Genomic DNA, 17306 nt, shown 5'->3' on the forward strand with positions numbered 1-17306 from the left:
CCCCGACAGATCGCAGAACTCTGTCGAAGGTGGGGTGGGTCCGGTTGCGGGGGCGTGAGCCGCATGGATGCGGCGACCGAGCTTACATGGATGTACTTGCAGCGTCCCCCTCAACCGGACCCACCCCGCCAACCCACGGAATGCCAGCTTCTGCCGTTGCCGTTGCCGTTGCCGTTGCCTCGGCTTGGCTTGAAGCCTCTGCGGGTGCAGGGCGCAGCCCTGCCGATAACCCCATTCACACAGGTAAGTGCAGGTCACAGGATAAGCAGACGCCTTGTTGCCTCCGCCAATCGGGTCCACATTCCTGTGCAGAAGACGGGCCGCTGCCCGTTGCCGAGACAACAGGAGCCCTGCATGTCCGCTGCCCCCACCACCGCCATTTCCCGCGATCCGGCCACCGGCCAGCAGATCGCCAGCCATCCCTTCGCCACCGATGCCGAGCTGGAAACAATCCTCGATCGCGGCCAGGTCGGCTTTGCGGCCTGGAGCGTCAAGAGCCTCGAACAGCGCGCAGACGTACTGCGTGCGATGGCCGCCGTACTGCGGCGTGACCGCGAAAAGCTGGCCGCGCTGGCTACCGCCGAGATGGGCAAGGTACAGGCCGAATCGCTGGCCGAGATCGAGAAGTGTGCCGTGCTGTGCGACTGGTACGCTGACCACGGCGCGCAGTTCCTGCGCGACGAACCGACCCAGGTGCCCGACGACAAGGCCTACGTGTCCTACCTGCCGCTGGGCGTGGTGCTGGGCATCATGCCGTGGAACTTCCCGTACTGGCAGGTGATGCGTGCGGCGGTGCCGATCCTGATGGGCGGCAACGGCTTCCTGCTGAAGCCGGCCGAGAACATCGTCGGTACCGCGCAGCTGCTCGACGCGGCCTGGCGCGATGCCGGCCTGCCGGAAGGCACCTTCATCGCCGCCAACATCAGCCGCGAGGGCACCAGCCGCGCGATCGCCGATGATCGCATCGCCGCAGTGACCCTGACCGGCAGCGTGGCCGCAGGCCGCAGCATCGCCGCCCAGGCCGGGCAGGCGCTGAAGAGGGTGGTGCTGGAGCTGGGGGGCTCGGATCCGTTCATCGTACTGGCCGACGCCGATCTGGACGCCGCCGTTGATGCGGCGGTAGCCTCGCGCTTCCAGAACACCGGGCAGGTCTGCATCGCCGGAAAGCGCATCATCGTCGAAGACGCGATCTACGATCGTTTCGTGGCGCAGTTCTGCCAGAAGGTGCAGGCACTGACCATCGGCGATGGCCGCGACCCGGCCAACCGTATCGGCCCGATGGCGCGCCAGGACCTGCTGGAGCAGCTCGATGCGCAGGTACGGGCTTCGGTGGAGGCCGGTGCGCGGCTGCTGGTTGGCGGCCACCCGCTGGATCGCCCGGGAGCCTTCTATGCACCCACCGTGCTGGCCGACGTGGAGCCAGGCATGCAGGCCTTCGATACCGAGACCTTCGGGCCGGTGGCCTCGATCAGTCGCGCCCGCGACGCCGACCATGCGGTGGAACTGGCCAACCAGAGCGAATTCGGCCTGAGCGGCAACCTGTGGACCGGCGACCGCGCGCGGGCCATGCAGCTGGCGCGCCGGCTGCAGACCGGCGGCGTGTTCGTCAACGGCTTCTCCGCTTCAGACCCGCGCGTGCCGATCGGCGGCGTAAAAAAGAGCGGCTTCGGTCGTGAGCTCTCGCACTTCGGCATCCGCGAATTCGTCAACGCGCAGACGGTGTGGTTCGACAAGCGTTGACGCGCAGCTTCCCTCCTTCCTGCAACGATCCACCATCAGTCCAGCGAAAAGGACGGCATTCCAATGTCCAAGGGTTCAGATCTGCTTGTCGCCGCGCTTGAGAACGAAGGCGTCGAGCGCATTTTCGGTATCCCCGGCGAGGAAAACCTCGACGTGGTCGAGTCGCTTCGTCATTCCAGCATCGAGCTGGTCATCACCCGCCACGAGCAGGCAGCGGTGTTCATGGCCGCCACCTATGGCCGCCTGACCGGCAAGCCCGGCGTGTGCCTGGCCACGCTCGGTCCGGGCGCGCTCAACTTCACCACCGGCGCCGCCTATGCGCTGCTCGGTGCGTGGCCGGTGATCATGATCACTGGCCAGAAGGGCATCGTCGCCAGCAAGCAGGCGCGCTTCCAGATCGTCGACATCGTCGGCACGATGAAGCCGTTGACCAAGCAGGCACGGCAGATCGTCTCGGCGCGCACGATCCCGACCATCGTCCGCGAGGCGTTCCGTGTCGCCCAGGAAGAGCGGCCGGGCCCAGTGCTGCTGGAGCTGCCCGAAGACATCGCCGCCGATGAGGTCGAAGGCGTGGCGCTGGTTCCGCCGCACGCGGTGGATCGTTCCATCGCCAGTCCGGAAGCGTTGGATCGGGCGGCAGAGACCATCCGCAGTGCAAAGCGACCGCTGCTGATGATCGCTTCGGCGGCGTCGCGGCCGCAGTCCAGCGAGGCGCTGTCGGCGTTCGTGCTGCGCGCCGGCATTCCGTTCTTCACCACGCAGATGGGCAAGGGCGCGGTGGCCGGCGGCTCGGGCCTGTACATGGGCACCGCAGCGCTCACCGAGCGCGATTACGTGCACATGGCGATCGACCAGGCCGACGTGATCGTGACCATCGGCCACGAGGTCACCGAGAAGCCGCCGTTCGTGATGCGCCCGGGCGGGCCGACCGTGATCCATATCGGCTACTCGCAGGCGGCGGTGGAACAGGTGTACTTCCCGCAGGTGGAGGTGATCGGCGACATCGGCCGTTCGCTGACCCAGCTGGCCGACCGCATCGAAGGCGCGGTGCCGAATGCCGCCGCGCTGCTGCCGCTGCGCGCGACCATCCTCGAGCATCTGGCCGACCGTGCCGAGGAGGCCCGTTTTACCCCGCAGCGGCTGGTGCACGACGTGCGCCAGGTGATGCCGCCGGACGGCATCGTGGCGCTGGACAACGGCATGTACAAGATCTGGTTCGCTCGCAACTACCGTACCCAGGTGGCCAACACATTGCTGCTGGACAACGCGCTGGCGACCATGGGCGCGGGCCTGCCATCGGCGATCATGGCCTCGATCCTGTATCCACAGCGCCGGGTGCTGGCGGTGTGTGGCGATGGTGGTTTCATGATGAACAGCCAGGAGCTGGAGACGGCGCGCCGGCTGGGGCTCAACCTGGTGGTGCTGATCCTCAACGACGGCGCCTACGGCATGATCCGCTGGAAGCAGGCGGTGGATGGCTTCACTGACTACGGCATGACCTTCAGCAACCCGGATTTCGTGAAGTACGCCGAGGCCTATGGCTGCAAGGGGCATGAGGTAACCGCCATCGAGCAGTTCATCCCGACCCTGCAGGCGGCATTCAACGAGGGCGGGGTGCACCTGGTGTCCGTACCGGTCGACTACTCGGAGAACCAGCGGGTGCTGGTGGACGAGCTGCGGCAGGCGTTCCCCGGGAACGCGTAGGCGCCGATCCGCTGATGGGGTCAGATCCCTTTGCAGCGCAAAGGGATCTGACCCCTCTCCAGGCCGGGGCAGGGCGGTTTTGGTATGCTGTGGAGCCGGCCGCGCCGGGCGCAAGATCCCCCTCACTAGACGATTCCCGCAGATCCATGAGCGAAGCTACCGATACCCCCCCCGTCGACGAGAACAAGTTGATCGCCGAGCGCCGTGAGAAACTCAAAGCGCTGCGTGGGCAGGGCATCGCGTACCCGAACGATTTCCGTCGTGAGGACTTCGCCGGCCGCCTGCAGGAAGAATTCGCCGATGCCGAGCAGTGGACCGCCGAGGCGCTGGAAGGCAACGGCCGCCAGGTGAAGATGGCCGGCCGCCTGATGGCCAAGCGCATCATGGGCAAGGCGAGCTTCGCGCAGATCCAGGACGAGTCCGGCCGCATCCAGCTGTTCCTGCAGGGGGCCGTGCTGGGCGATGCCTACACCGCGTTCAAGGGCTGGGACGTGGGCGACATCATCGCCGTCGAAGGCGGCCTGACCCGGACCAAGACCGGCGAGCTGTCGGTCAAGGCCGAGTCGATCCGCCTGCTGACCAAGTCGCTGCGTCCGTTGCCGGACAAGTGGCATGGCCTGGCCGACGTCGAGCAGCGTTACCGCCAGCGTTACGTCGACCTGATCGTCACCCCGGAGTCGCGCGCGGTCTTCATCAAGCGCTCGAAGATCATCCGCGCCATGCGTGCGTGGCTGGACAACCGCGACTTCCTGGAAGTCGAAACGCCGATGATGCACTACATCCCCGGCGGCGCGGCGGCCAAGCCGTTCACCACCCACCACAACGCGCTGGACCTGGACCTGTACCTGCGCGTGGCGCCGGAGCTGTACCTCAAGCGCCTGACCGTGGGCGGCCTGGAGCGCGTGTACGAGATCAACCGCAACTTCCGCAACGAAGGCGTCAGCACCCGCCACAATCCGGAATTCACCATGATGGAGCTGTACGAGGCCTATGCCACGTACAACGAGATCATGGACCTGACCGAAGGCGTGATCCGTGACGTGGCCAGGACGGTCAACGGCAGCACCGAGGTCGAGTGGGACGGGGCGAAGATCGACCTGGGCCCGGCGTTCCGCCGCTGGCGCATGGACGAAGCCGTGCGCCACCACAACCCGGAAATCTCGGTTGCCGACTGCACCGACCGTGACGCGCTGCTGCGCCATTGCGAGCGCTTGAACATCCGCGTCAAGCCGTCCTACGGCTGGGGCAAGCTGCTGCTTGAGATCTTCGAGGCCACCGTCGAGCACACCCTGATCCAGCCGACCTTCATCACCGACCATCCGGTGGAAGTCTCGCCGCTGGCCCGTGCCAACGACAATGATCCGGGCTACACCGACCGCTTCGAGCTGTTCGTCAACGGCAAGGAGCTGGCCAATGGCTTCTCCGAGTTGAACGACCCGGAAGACCAGGCCCAGCGCTTCCAGGCCCAGGTGGCCGCGAAGGAAGGTGGCGACGATGAGGCCATGCACTACGACGCCGACTACATCCGTGCGCTGGAGTACGGCATGGCCCCGACCGGCGGCCTCGGCATCGGCGTCGATCGTCTGGTGATGCTGCTGACCGGCAGCAGCTCGATCCGCGATGTGCTGCTGTTCCCGTACATGCGTCCGGAGCAGTAAGTCGCGTTTTTGACTCCCGATTGTGCGCGCCGTCCCGAAACGAGACGGCGCGATTGACGCGTCCCGCACTCGGCGTATCGTAATTGCACTATCTTGACGCCTGTTATGGCTTGATCGGCGTCAGGGGAGGGCACGGTGTGGGGAGTCCGCTTCACATTGTGATGACGATCATGAATCGGGACGCATGACACGGGAGTCAGGCCGATGCAGGGTGCGAGCGTTCGCAGCGGCAGAGTATCCTCGCCTGCTGATGATCCAGCGTGGTCGAAAAACCAGGCAGAGTACGCGTTGAATATCGTCATCGTTGATGACCAGACTTCCGCCCGGACGATGCTGCGTCACGTCATCGAAGACATCGCGCCGGAACTGAGCGTGTATGACTTCGGCGATCCGCTGACCGCATTGGCCTGGTGCGAAGCCCATCCGGTCGACCTGCTGCTGCTCGATTACCGTATGCCGGAGATGGATGGGCTGGAGTTCGCCCGTCGTTTCCGTCGCCTGCCCAAGCACCGCGACATTCCGGTGATCCTGATCACCGTGGTCGGTGACGAGCCGATCCGCCAGGCGGCACTGGAAGCCGGCGTCATCGACTTCCTGGTCAAGCCGATCCGCCCGCGCGAACTGCGTGCTCGCTGCTACAACCTGCTGCAGCTGCGCCAGCAGACCGAGAACGTGAAGCAACGGGCGCTGTCGCTGGAGCAGCGCCTGCTGGCCAGCATGCATGAGGTCGAAGAGCGGGAGCGCGAAACGCTGTCGCGGCTGGCGCGCGCGATCGAGTTCCGTGATGCCGGCACCAGCGCCTACCTGGAGCGCATGGCACGTGTGGCCGGCCTGATTGCCGAACAGCTCGGGCTGCCCGAGGAGGAGGTGCGCCTGATCGAAATGGCTGCGCCGCTGCATGACATGGGCAAGATCGCCATTCCCGATGCGGTGCTGCTCAAGCAGGGCAAGCTCAACGAGGAGGAGCTGGCGATCATGCGCCGGCACCCGCGGATTGGCCATGAACTGCTGAGCGGCAGCCAGAATCGTTTCATCCAGGTTGGCGCGTTGATCGCACTGCGTCATCATGAGCGCTACGACGGCAGCGGCTATCCTGATGGGCTGGTCGGCGATGCGATTCCGCTGGAAGCGCGCATCGTGGCTGTCGCCGATGTCTTCGACGCCCTGATTTCGCCCCGTCCGTACAAGGAAGCATGGACCATGGAAGCCACCCTGGCTTATCTCTACGCCCAGCGTGGCCGGCTGTTCGATCCCCGATGCGTGGACGCGCTGCTGCGCGGCCGCGAACAGCTGGACCAGATCTGCGCCGAGCATTCGATGGCGTCCGCGCGCCCGGGGCTGGGCGCGTGAAACGGCTGTTGTCGCAGCTGCGGCTGCGCCTGTCCCAGCGCCAGGACAGCGAACACGGCCAGCAGATCGTCCGTATTGTCCTGATCAGCTTGATCCTGGCCTACGTGCTGTTGCCGGCGCCGCGCCACGACCTGCCGCACACGCAGTACGTGGGCGTGCTGGCGATCGTATTGACCGGCCTGAGCCTGTCGCTGCTGTTGTTCGGCTGGCTGCTGTGGCGGCCGGCGCGTTCCGATCCCCGCCGCGTGCTGGGCATGCTCGCCGACTATGGCCTGATCGCTGCCGGCATGGTGCAGATGGGCGAGCCCCTGGCCTGGGTCTACATCGTGGTGATGTGGGTGACGGTCGGCAACGGCATGCGCTTCGGCCACCACTACCTGTACGTGGCGGTGGCGATGGCGATGGTGAGCTTCGGTTGCACGGTGCTGCTGACGCCTTACTGGCAACAGAATTTCCGTCTGGCCATCGGCCTCTGGCTCGGCCTGGCGGCGGTGCCGCTGTACTTCTCGACGCTGCTGCGGCAGCTGACCGAAGCGATGGCCGAGGCGCGCCGTGCCAGCGAGGCCAAGAGCCGTTTCCTGGCCAACATGAGCCACGAGTTCCGCACGCCGTTGAACGGCCTCAACGGCATGACCGAAGTACTGGCGACCACGCGCCTGGACGATGAGCAGCGCGAGTGCCTCAACACCATCCAGGCGTCTTCGCGCAGCCTGCTGGCGCTGGTGGAGGAAGTGCTGGACATCTCGGCCATCGAGGCCGGCAAGCTGCGCGTGGTGGCCGAAGACTTCGCCGTGGCCGACGTGATCCAGGCGATCGGGCTGATCCTGTTGCCGCAGGCCAAGGCCAAGCGCTTGGATTACCGGGTGAAGGTCGCCGATGGTGTGCCGCCACGCGTGCGCGGAGACGTCGGGCACCTGCGGCAGATCCTGCTGAACCTGGCCGGCAACGCGGTCAAGTTCACCGATCACGGCCGGGTCGAAATCCGTGTCAGCGTGGTGCAGGCCGATACCAGTGGCGCGGTGCGGCTGCGCTTCGACATCCTCGACACCGGCATCGGCGTGGCCCCGGCCATGCGTGCGCGGCTGTTCGACGCCTTCGAGCAGGCTGACGTCAGCATGGCGCGTCGCCATGAGGGCACCGGGCTGGGCACAACCATCGCCAAGGGCCTGGTCGAGGCGATGGACGGTGACATCGGCTATCTGGAAAACCCGCCGCGCGGCAGCCACTTCTGGGTCGAGCTGCCGTTCGCGCCGCCGCAGCCGCAGGTGCCGGGTGCGGTGCCGAGCCTGACCGGCGACGACGACGTGGGGCCGGGCGGCAACGTGATCGCATTTGCCGACCCGTTCCTGCGCCATCGCGCCCGCGTGCGGAGCATGCAGATCCTGGTGGCCGACGACCACGAGGCCAACCGCATGGTCCTGCAGCGCCTGCTGCAGAAGGCCGGGCATCGCGTGCTGTGCGTGGATGGCGGTGAGGCGGTGCTGGATGCGCTGGCCGACAGTGAGTTCGACGCGGTCATCGTCGACCTGCACATGCCGGGCATGAGCGGGCTGGACATGCTGAAGGAGTTGCGGGTGATGCAGGCCGGCGGCGGACCGCGCACGCCGGTGCTGGTGCTCAGCGCCGATGTTACCCCCGAGGCGATCCAGCGCTGTACCCAGGCTGGGGCGCATGCGTTCCTGGCCAAGCCCGTGGTGGCGGTGCGCCTGCTCGATACCCTGGCCGAGATCGCCAGCAATGCCCAGCTGAAGACCATGGCCGCACCGGTGGTGCGACCGATGGCGCTGCAGGATGGGGTGCTCGACAGCAGCGTGCTGGACGAGCTGGCCTCGCTGGGCATGGGCGAGGGCTTCGAACGTGAGTTCATCCGCCAATGCCTGGAGGACGTGGCGGGCTGCATGGGCAAGGCCGAGCAGGCCGGTGAGGCCACGCAGTGGGATGTGTTCCGCGAACAATCCCACGCGATCAAGGGCGTGGCCAGCAACCTTGGCCTGATGCGCGCGTCCAACCGTGCCGGCGAGCTGATGCGGATGGCCGACTGGCAGCTGAAGACCGAATGGCGCCAGCGCCTGGGCATCCTGCAGGAGGCGATCAAGGAAGGCCGGCGCGCGCTGGAGGCACGGGCCGAACGCCGGCTGCGCGGCGCTGCCGACGATGGCGAGGCGCGTTGAACCACGGCAGGGTGCATAAAAAAAGCCCGGTGGCCAACCGGGCTTGAACCCATCCTGGGGGAGGGATGAATCAGGCCGCGTCGAGGCTGGCGCGACGGGTCTGGGCCTTGATCAGGCGGTCCATGGTGCGCAGCGAACGGTCGCCGAGGGCCAGGGCGGAATCGACCCAAACCTTGGTGATCTCCAGCAGTTCGTCGTAGCTGACCGGCTGGGCGATGGCGCGTGCGGCGTTCATCGCCAGATAGGACTGCGGTGTGCGCTGCTGCTGGCGGATCAGTTCTTCCACCGCCGCCCGGCCTTCGCCCTTCTTCACCAGCACGTCGACCACGCCCATCGCGTGCATCTCCTCGGCGCTGTAGACCCGGCCGTCGAGGATGATCTTCTCGGCCAGGTGGGGGGACACGCGCCGGCACAGGAAGGAGTACGCACCCATGCCCGGGAACAGGCCGAACAGCACCTCCGGCAGGCCCAGTCCGCTGCCTTCCTCGGCGACGATGGTGTGGCAGGCCAGGGCCATTTCCAGCCCGCCGCCGAGGGCGTCACCCTGGATCAGCGCGATCGAACGGACGTCGCCGCCGAACCCGGTGTGCAGGTGGTGCACGCCCTCCACGCAGCGCTGGGCATAGTTCAGCAGGAGGTCGCGGTTGCCTTCGCGGATCAGGCGTGTGAACAGGTCCAGGTCGCCGCCCAGATTGTAGGCGACGGCATCGGAGGCCAGCACGAAATGCCGCAATGTTCCGCTGTGGCGTTCGGCAGGGCTGCGGGTGATGGCCGCCATGTAGCTCCACATCTCGTCGAGCATGTCCTTGCGGCAGCAGGGGCGGATCCCGGTGGCGGCATCGGCGTGCATGAACAGCCAGTGGGCAGCGCCGCCGGCGCTGTCTTCGGTGCGGATGGTGGCGAACGGTGAGCCGCTTGAAGGCAGCTTTTCGATGGTACTCATGGAAGGGTCCTCGGCATGCGGCCCGCAGTGTCAGGTGGGTGGCCGGCGGGCCGAACGGTCCACACACGCGGCGATGCTACACCGCCCCAGGGGCGTCGCATGCGAAAGGGCCCGGGACGTTTCCGCCCCGGGCCCTGCATCGTTCAAATTGCCGCAAACCCTTACTGGGCGGGCGTATCGCGGAGTTCGCGGCGGAGGATCTTGCCGACATTGGTCTTCGGCAGCTCCTTTCGGAATTCAACGATTTTGGGGTGCTTGTAGCCGGTCAGGTTGGCCCGGGCATGCTCCTTGACCATTTCGGCGGTCAGGTTCGGGTCCTTCTTCACGATGACCACCTTGACCACTTCCCCGGACTTTTCGTCCGGCACGCCGACCGCGGCCACTTCCAGCACGCCCGGCATCATCGCGATCACGTCCTCGACTTCATTCGGGTACACGTTGAAGCCGGACACCAGGATCATGTCCTTCTTGCGGTCGACGATGTAGAAGAAGCCGTGTTCGTCCATCTTCGCCATGTCGCCGGTATGCAGCCAGCCGTCGGCATCGATCGCCTTGGCGGTTTCCTCCGGGCGCTGCCAGTAGCCCTTCATCACCTGCGGGCCCTTGATGCAGAGCTCGCCGACCTCGCCCAGCGGCAGGATGGCGCTGTTGTCGTCCTTGATGCAGGCATCGGTGGACGGGATCGGCAAGCCGATCGAGCCGTTGTATTCGGTCAGGGTGAGCGGGTTGATGCAGGCCGCCGGCGAGGTCTCGGTCAGGCCATACGCCTCGACCAGGGTCACCCCGGTGACCTTCTTCCAACGCTCGGCCACGGCGCGTTGCACCGCCATGCCGCCGCCCAGGGTGACCTTCAGCGAGGAAAAGTCGACCGTGTCGAAGCCGGGGGTGTTGAGCAGGCCATTGAACAGCGTGTTGACGCCGGTGATGGCGGTGAAGCGCACCGACTTGAGCTCCTTGACGAAGCCCTTCATGTCACGCGGATTGGTGATCAGGTGGTTGCAGCCACCGAACTTCATGAAGACCAGCCCGTTCGCGGTCAGTGCGAAGATGTGGTACAGCGGCAGGGCGGTGATGATCCACTCCTTGCCCATCTCGATGCCCGACGCACTGATCCAGGCCGAGGCCTGCTGCATGTTGGCGATCAGGTTGCGGTTGGTCAGCATCGCGCCCTTGGCCACGCCGGTGGTGCCGCCGGTGTACTGCAGGAACGCAATGTCGTCGTGGTCGATCTCGACCTGGGGCAGGCTGTGGCGGCTGCCGATCTTCAGCGCCTGGCGGAAGCGCACCGCGCCCTTGAGATGGTAGTTGGGCACCATCTTCTTGATGTACTTCAGCACGAAGTTGACGATCACGCCCTTGGCGCCAAGCAGGTCGCCCAGGCCGGTGGTGATCACGTGCTTGACCGGCGTATCGGCGATGACCTGCTCGACGGTGTCGCCGAAGTTGTCGACCACCACCAGTGCGGTCACGCCGGCATCGATCAGCTGGTGCTTGAGCTCGCGCGCGGTGTACAACGGATTGACATTGACCACGGTCAGGCCGGCGCGCAGCACGCCGAAGGTGGCCACCGGGTACTGCAGGCAGTTGGGCATCATCAGGGCGACGCGGTCACCCTTCTTGAGCTTGAGCTCTCCCAGCAGGTAGGCCGCGAACTGATTGACCAGCGCGTCGGTCTCGCCATAGGTGAGGACCTTGCCGAAGCTGGAGTAGGCGGGACGGTCGCGGAATTTCGCGACGGAAGCGTCGAAGACCGAAGCTACCGAATGGAACTCGTTGACGTCGATCTCGGCGGGAACGCCTTTCGGATAGCTCTGCAGCCAGGGACGATCCAGACTCATATTCCCCCTCCAGGAATCGTGATGTATTAGGTTCCGGCCCTGAGCGTATCGACAACGGCCGGTCATTGCAGCATACCCCGCCGTAGGGAAAACGCGAAGAGGCCCCGAAGGGCCTCTTTGCTGGGTAGTGCCGGCCGCTGGCCGGCATCTGTGCTCGATCGGGATTCCGGTTGGTGCCGGCCAGCGGCCGGCACTACCGTGGCGCCAACCGGGCCGCTTGCGTCAGCCCTGCTTGCGCACCGGTGCGCCGTTGGCCTTGTAGTACGGCGCAGTGCTGCGGGCCAGCGGGGTGCGGCCGCGGATCACGTCGGCCAGCTTCTCGGCCATCATGATGGTCGGCGCGTTGAGGTTGCCGGTCACCACCTGCGGCATGATCGAGGCATCGACGATGCGGAGGCCTTCCAGGCCGTGCACGCGACCCTGGCCATCGACCACCGCCATCGGGTCATCGGCATGGCCCATCTTGTTCGAGCACGACGGGTGGTAGGCGGTCTCGGCATGCTCGCGCACGAATGCATCGATCTGCGCGTCGGTCTGCAGTGCACTGCCCGGCGAGATCTCGCGGCCGCTGTACGGGGCCAGCGCCGGCTGCGCGAAGATCTCGCGGGTGATGCGGATCGCCGCGCGGAATTCGCGCCAGTCCTGCTCGTGCGACATGTAGTTGAACAGGATGCTCGGATGTTCGCGCGGGTCCTTCGAGCGCACATGGATGCGGCCACGGCTGGGCGAGCGCATCGAGCCGACGTGCATCTGGAAGCTGTGCGCCTTGATCGGGTTGGAGCCGTTGTAGTTGATCGCCACCGGCAGGAAGTGGTACTGCAGGTTCGGCCAGTCGAACTCGGCGTCGCTGCGGATGAAGCCACCGGCCTCGAACTGGTTGCTGGCGCCGATGCCGGTGCCCAGGAACAGCCACTCGGCACCGATCGCCGGCTGGTTGTACAGCTTCAGCGCCGGCGCCAGCGACACCGGCTTCTTGCATTCGTACTGCAGGTACATCTCAAGGTGATCCTGCAGGTTGGCGCCGACGCCCGGCAGGTGGTGCACCAGGTCGATGTCGAGGCTGCGCAGCAGGTCGGCCGGGCCGACGCCCGAGCGCTGCAGGATCTGCGGCGAGGCGATGGCGCCGCCGCACAGCAGCACCTCGCGGCGGGCGGTGGCACGCTGCGGCTGGTCGTGGTGCAGCCACTGCACGCCCACCGCGCGCTTGCCCGAGAAGAGGATGCGGTCGGTCAGCGCGTGGGTGACGATGGTCAGGTTCGGGCGTGGCTTGGCCAGGTCCAGGTAGCCGCGGGCGGTGCTGGAACGACGGCCGTTCGGGGTCACCGTGCGGTCCATCGGGCCGAAGCCTTCCTGCTGGTAGCCGTTGAGGTCGTCGGTGCGCGGGTAGCCGGCCTGCACGCCGGCTTCGACCATCGCAGCGAACAGTTCGTTGTTGCCGGCCTTCGGCGTGGTCACGCGCAGCGGGCCGTCACCGCCGTGGTAGTCATTAGGGCCGATGTCGCGGGTTTCGGCCTTGCGGAAGTAGGGCAGGCAGTCCAGGTAGGTCCAGTCTTCCAGGCCCGGCATGCTGGCCCAGTTGTCGTAGTCCATCGCGTTGCCGCGGATGTAGCACATGCCGTTGATCAGCGACGAGCCACCCAGGCCCTTGCCGCGGCCGCAGTCCATGCGGCGGTTGTTCATGAAGGGCTCCGGATCGGTCTTGTACGCCCAGTTGTAGCGCTTGCCCTGCAGCGGGAAGGCCAGCGCCGCCGGCATCTGGGTACGGAAGTCGAGCCGGTAGTCCGGGCCACCGGCTTCCAGCAGCAGCACGCTGACATCGGCATCCTCGGTGAGGCGGGTCGCCAGCACGTTGCCGGCTGAACCGGCGCCGATGATGATGTAGTCGTACTCGTTATGGGTGCTCATGGGTGTCTCCTGCAGGCCGGGGCGCGCTGCATGCAGGCGTCCCGGTGGAATGTCGGATCGGCGCGGAGGCCGGACGATGGGGCGTGCTCGGGGCGCGCCGGTCAGAACACGCTGGCGTAGTCGCCCAGCTCGACCTGCACCGACTTGATGCGGGTGTAGTGGCCGAGGGTGGAGATACCGTTCTCGCGGCCGACGCCGGATTCCTTGTAGCCACCGACCGGCATTTCGGCCGGCGATTCACCCCAGGTGTTGATCCAGCAGATGCCGGCTTCCAGGCGATGGATGATGCGGTGGGCGCGGCTGATGTCCTTGCTGACCACGCCGGCGGCGAGGCCGAAGGTGGTGTCGTTGGCACGACGTACCACTTCGTCTTCGTCGTCATAGGCGAGGATGCTCATCACCGGCCCGAAGATCTCTTCCTTGACGATGGTCATGTCATCGCGGCAGTCGGAGAACACGGTCGGCAGCACGTAGGCGCCGTTGGCCAGCGCGCCTTCGGTGGCACGGCCGCCGCCGGTCAGCAGGCGGGCACCTTCGGCCTTGCCACTCTCGATGTAGCGCAGCACGTTTTCCATGTGCGGGAAGCTGGTCAGCGGGCCGAAGTTGGTCTCGGCGGCCATCGGGTCGCCGATGCGGATGCGCTTGACGCGCTCGACGACGGCCGCCTCGAATGCGGCCAGCATGCTGCGCGGCACGAACACGCGGGTGCCGTTGGTGCAGACCTGGCCGGAGCTGAAGAAGTTGGCCATCACCGCAATGTCGGCGGCGCGGTCCAGGTCGGCGTCGTCGCAGATCACCAGCGGCGACTTGCCGCCCAGTTCCATGGTCACTTCCTTCAGCGACGAGGACGCCGCGCTGGCCATGACCTTCTTGCCAGTGGCGACGCCACCGGTGAAGGAGATCTTTTCGATCACCGGGTGCTCGGTCAGCCACTGGCCGATCTCGCGGCCCGGGCCCTGCACGACGTTGAACACGCCGGCCGGCACGCCGGCTTCGGTGTAGATTTCGGCCAGCCGGATCGCGGTCAGCGGGGTCACTTCGGACGGCTTGAACACCATCGCGTTGCCCGCGGCCAGCGCCGGTGCCGACTTCCACATGGCGATCTGGATGGGGTAGTTCCAGGCACCGATGCCGGCGACCACGCCCAGCGGCTCGCGACGGGTGTAGAAGAAGCTCGATTCGCGCAGCGGCAACTGGATGCCTTCGATGGCGGTGGCCAGGCCGGCGTAGTACTCGACCACGTCGGCACCGGTGACGATGTCCACGGTGGTGGTCTCGGCCAGCGCCTTGCCGGTGTCCAGGGTTTCCAGGTGGGCCAGTTCGTCGTTGCGCTCGCGCAGGAGCTCGACGGCGCGGCGCAGGATGCGCGAGCGCTCCATGGCGGTCATCGCGGCCCACACCTTCTGGCCTTCGGCTGCGCTCTGCACGGCGCGTTCGACGTCGGCCTGGCTGGCGACCTGCACCTCGGCGATCACCTCGCCGGTGGCCGGGTTGATGGTCTTGAAGGTCTTGCCGCTGGTGGCATCGACGCGCTGGCCGTGGATGTAGAGCTGTTGGACGGGCAGGGTGGACATGGGGCGTACTCCTTGGAAGGGGGCGGGTGCTGAAGCGCTTATAGCGCGGCAGCCTGCAACTGGAAGTCGATGTAGCCGTAAGCGATGCGCCGGGACTTCTCGGCGTTGAACTGGCCGCCGACCAGGCTGCCGCGCAGCCATAGGCCATCAATCATCGCGGCCAGGCCGCGGGCGGCCAGGCGGGCCTGCGGATGGGGCAGCAGGCGGTTGAACTGGTGGCACAGGTTGGAGAACAGGCGCTGGTCGTTGGCGCGCTGCAGCCGGGCCAGTTCCGGCTGGTGCATGCTGGCGGCCCAGAAGGTGAGCCAGACGCGCATCGCGGTGCCGTTGATCTGGCTGTCGTCGAAGTTGCCATCGACGATGGCGCGCAGCTGCTCGCGCGGGTTGTCGCTGGCGTCGGCGCGGTAGCGGGCGACGGCGTCCTTCAGTTCGCGCAGGATCTGCCGCATTGCAGCATTGAGCAGGCCGTCCTTGTCGCCGAAGTAGTGGGCGACGATGCCGCTGGACAACCCCGCCTTCTTCGCGATGGTGGCGACGGTGGCATCGGCCATGCCGATCTCGTCGATGGTCTGGAAAGTGGCCCGGATCAGCTGTTCGCGCCGTACCGGTTCCACGCCTTTCTTCGGCATTGTCTCTCCACGGTTTGCGACCCGAAGGATCGGGCTGCCCGCCATTATGCTTTTTATTGATTGAACGTTCAATCAATAAACCCTAGGATGCGCTCGCGCCCCACGCCATGGGCCCGGTTTACCGGTCCGGCCCCGCCCATGTGCTCCCTCGGACTTGATGAGACGACCCCATGTCTTCCCTGGCTCATCCCAAGCGTTCGCCCCTGCGCTTGAACCGTTTTGTCTTCCTCAGCTCCTCGGTGTCGATCGGCATCCTCGGGCTGCTCACCGTTCTCTATCCCGAAGGCAGCGAGCACTGGCTGCAATGGGCGCAGGCCGAGGTCTCGGCCGCGTTCGGCTGGTGGTACATGCTGCTGATCGTGCTGTGCCTGGGCTTCGTGTTGTGGCTGGCGTTCTCGCCGTACGGCCGCATCCGCCTGGGCCACAACGAGGAATCACCGGCCTTCGGCTACGTGGCCTGGGTCTCGATGCTGTTCTCGGCCGGCATCGGCATCGCGCTGCTGTACTACGGCGCCTACGAGCCGCTGGATCATTTCCTCAATCCGCCCGGGCAGCCCGGCGGCACCGTGGCCGCCGGCCGCGAGGCGATGGTGCTGACCTTCCTGCACTGGGGCCTGCATGGCTGGGCGCTGTATGCGCTGGTCGGCGTGGCACTGGGCTATTTCGCCTATCGCCGGGACCTGCCGCTGGCGCTGCGCTCTGCGTTGTACCCGGTCTTCGGTGAGCGCATTCATGGCCGCATCGGCGACATGGTCGATGGCTTCGGCATCCTGGCCACGCTGATCTCGATGGTGACCAACCTCGGCATCGGCGCGCTGGTGGTGCAGTCCGGCCTGGTCTACCTGTTCCACATCCCGGATACGCCGCAGGTGCTGGTGGCGATCGTGCTGGTGATGATGGTGGTGGCCACCATCGGCGTGGTCGCCGGCGTGGAAAAAGGCATTGCCTGGCTGTCCAACCTCAACGTGCGCCTGCTGTGCGGCCTGCTGCTGTTCGTGCTGGTCACCGGCCCGACCCTGCACCTGTTCGACGGCCTGATCCAGAACACCGGCGACTACCTCGGCGCGTTCGTGCGCAAGAGCTTCGACATGTACCTCAACGACCCCAAGGGTCGCGAGTGGATGGGGTCGTGGACGCTGTTCTACTGGGCGTGGTGGATCGCCTGGGCGCCGTTCGTCGGCCTTTTCGTGGCGCGCATCTCGCGCGGCCGCACCATCCGCGAAGTGATCTTGGGCGTGTTGCTGATCCCGCTCGGCTTCACCCTGGCCTGGCTGTCGATCTTCGGCAACACCGCCATCGACCTGGTGCTCAACCATGGCCAGGCGATCCTGGGTGACGTGGCCCAGCACGATGCAGCGATGACCTTGTTCAAGCTGCTGGAATACCTGCCTGCGGCGCCGTACGTGGCCGGTGCTGCGGTGGTGATCGGCTTCGTGCTGTTCCTGACCCCGGTCGACTCGGGCACGCTGATGATCGCCAACCTGTGCACGCGTCGCGTTGACGATGGCGTGGAAGATGGCCATGACGCGCCGATCTGGCTGCGCGTGTTCTGGGCCGCCGGCATCACTGTGGCCAGCGTCGGCCTACTGCTGGCTGGCAATTTCAGCGCGATGCAGACCGCGGTGGTGCTGTGCGGCCTGCCGTTCTCGTTCACCCTGGCGTTCTACATGTGGGGCCTGTTGAAGGCCCTGCGCACCGACCCGGATGCGCCGCGCCGGTGATCGCTTCTGTAGAGCCGAGCCCATGCTCGGCTGCTGTTGGCGCAGAAGCAGCCGAGCGCAGGCTCGGCTCTAC

The 17306-nt window shown here is 66.3% G+C and carries 11 protein-coding genes; 6 read left to right on the plus strand and 5 right to left on the minus strand.

Translation table 11 applies throughout. From position 1 onward, the window contains the following. Positions 1-354: 354 nt before the first annotated feature. The 5 genes from A7X97_RS04785 (at position 355) to A7X97_RS04805 (ending at position 8623) form a co-directional block, all read left to right on the plus strand. The gene (locus A7X97_RS04785) at positions 355-1740 is read left to right on the plus strand and encodes an NAD-dependent succinate-semialdehyde dehydrogenase (RefSeq protein WP_111007658.1); all 1386 of its coding nucleotides are present in this window, start codon (positions 355-357) and stop codon (positions 1738-1740) included. A 63-nt stretch (positions 1741-1803) separates the two neighbouring features. Next, complete coding sequence (locus tag A7X97_RS04790; RefSeq protein ID WP_072168990.1) at positions 1804-3444, plus strand: acetolactate synthase large subunit; 1641 nt, start codon at positions 1804-1806, stop codon at positions 3442-3444. 146 nt (positions 3445-3590) lie between these two features. Continuing rightward, on the plus strand, positions 3591-5102 hold the full coding sequence (gene lysS / locus A7X97_RS04795; protein ID WP_072168989.1) for a lysine--tRNA ligase: 1512 nt from the start codon (positions 3591-3593) through the stop codon (positions 5100-5102). Positions 5103-5306: 204 nt separating this feature from the next. Beyond that, on the plus strand, positions 5307-6452 hold the full coding sequence (rpfG, locus tag A7X97_RS04800) for a cyclic di-GMP phosphodiesterase response regulator RpfG (RefSeq protein ID WP_049435901.1): 1146 nt from the start codon (positions 5307-5309) through the stop codon (positions 6450-6452). Beyond that, positions 6449-8623 carry a response regulator gene (locus A7X97_RS04805; protein ID WP_088497663.1) on the plus strand — a complete coding sequence of 725 codons (2175 nt, stop codon included), beginning with the start codon at positions 6449-6451 and terminating at the stop codon, positions 8621-8623. Before rpfG ends, A7X97_RS04805 begins: the two co-directional genes overlap by 4 nt. A gap of 70 nt (positions 8624-8693) precedes the next feature. On the opposite strand, the gene A7X97_RS04810 is transcribed toward A7X97_RS04805, so the two are convergent. From A7X97_RS04810 to betI, 5 genes are all read right to left on the minus strand, one after another. Continuing rightward, on the minus strand, positions 8694-9566 hold the full coding sequence (locus A7X97_RS04810) for a crotonase/enoyl-CoA hydratase family protein (RefSeq protein ID WP_065184932.1): 873 nt from the start codon (positions 9564-9566) through the stop codon (positions 8694-8696). A gap of 161 nt (positions 9567-9727) precedes the next feature. Then, entirely contained in the window at positions 9728-11404 is a 1677-nt protein-coding gene (locus A7X97_RS04815; RefSeq protein WP_065177624.1) for a long-chain fatty acid--CoA ligase, read from the minus strand. Positions 11405-11626: 222 nt separating this feature from the next. Beyond that, a complete protein-coding gene (gene betA / locus A7X97_RS04820) occupies positions 11627-13309 on the minus strand; it encodes a choline dehydrogenase (RefSeq protein ID WP_072168986.1) in 1683 nt (560 codons plus the stop codon). A 101-nt stretch (positions 13310-13410) separates the two neighbouring features. Further along, positions 13411-14883 carry a betaine-aldehyde dehydrogenase gene (gene betB / locus A7X97_RS04825; protein ID WP_088497664.1) on the minus strand — a complete coding sequence of 491 codons (1473 nt, stop codon included), beginning with the start codon at positions 14881-14883 and terminating at the stop codon, positions 13411-13413. 38 nt (positions 14884-14921) lie between these two features. Then, the gene (gene betI / locus A7X97_RS04830; RefSeq protein ID WP_065177626.1) at positions 14922-15512 is read right to left on the minus strand and encodes a transcriptional regulator BetI; all 591 of its coding nucleotides are present in this window, start codon (positions 15510-15512) and stop codon (positions 14922-14924) included. 170 nt (positions 15513-15682) lie between these two features. Between betI and A7X97_RS04835 the strand changes: the two genes are divergently transcribed. Next, entirely contained in the window at positions 15683-17233 is a 1551-nt protein-coding gene (locus tag A7X97_RS04835) for a BCCT family transporter (RefSeq protein WP_061479285.1), read from the plus strand. The last annotated feature ends 73 nt before the right edge of the window (positions 17234-17306 follow it).

Origin of the sequence: Stenotrophomonas sepilia (assembly GCF_003244875.1) — a bacterium.
Taxonomy (GTDB): domain Bacteria; phylum Pseudomonadota; class Gammaproteobacteria; order Xanthomonadales; family Xanthomonadaceae; genus Stenotrophomonas; species Stenotrophomonas sepilia.

What these genes read in the sequence shown, in the direction of transcription:
- A7X97_RS04785 (WP_111007658.1), top strand. Translation starts at nt 355, where the DNA reads ATGTCCGCTGCCCCCACCACCGCCATTTCCCGCGATCCGGCCACCGGC.
- A7X97_RS04790 (WP_072168990.1), top strand. Translation starts at nt 1,804, where the DNA reads ATGTCCAAGGGTTCAGATCTGCTTGTCGCCGCGCTTGAGAACGAAGGC.
- lysS (WP_072168989.1), top strand. Translation starts at nt 3,591, where the DNA reads ATGAGCGAAGCTACCGATACCCCCCCCGTCGACGAGAACAAGTTGATC.
- rpfG (WP_049435901.1), top strand. Translation starts at nt 5,307, where the DNA reads ATGCAGGGTGCGAGCGTTCGCAGCGGCAGAGTATCCTCGCCTGCTGAT.
- A7X97_RS04810 (WP_065184932.1), bottom strand. Translation starts at nt 9,566, where the DNA reads ATGAGTACCATCGAAAAGCTGCCTTCAAGCGGCTCACCGTTCGCCACC.
- A7X97_RS04815 (WP_065177624.1), bottom strand. Translation starts at nt 11,404, where the DNA reads ATGAGTCTGGATCGTCCCTGGCTGCAGAGCTATCCGAAAGGCGTTCCC.
- betA (WP_072168986.1), bottom strand. Translation starts at nt 13,309, where the DNA reads ATGAGCACCCATAACGAGTACGACTACATCATCATCGGCGCCGGTTCA.
- betB (WP_088497664.1), bottom strand. Translation starts at nt 14,883, where the DNA reads ATGTCCACCCTGCCCGTCCAACAGCTCTACATCCACGGCCAGCGCGTC.
- betI (WP_065177626.1), bottom strand. Translation starts at nt 15,512, where the DNA reads ATGCCGAAGAAAGGCGTGGAACCGGTACGGCGCGAACAGCTGATCCGG.
- A7X97_RS04835 (WP_061479285.1), top strand. Translation starts at nt 15,683, where the DNA reads ATGTCTTCCCTGGCTCATCCCAAGCGTTCGCCCCTGCGCTTGAACCGT.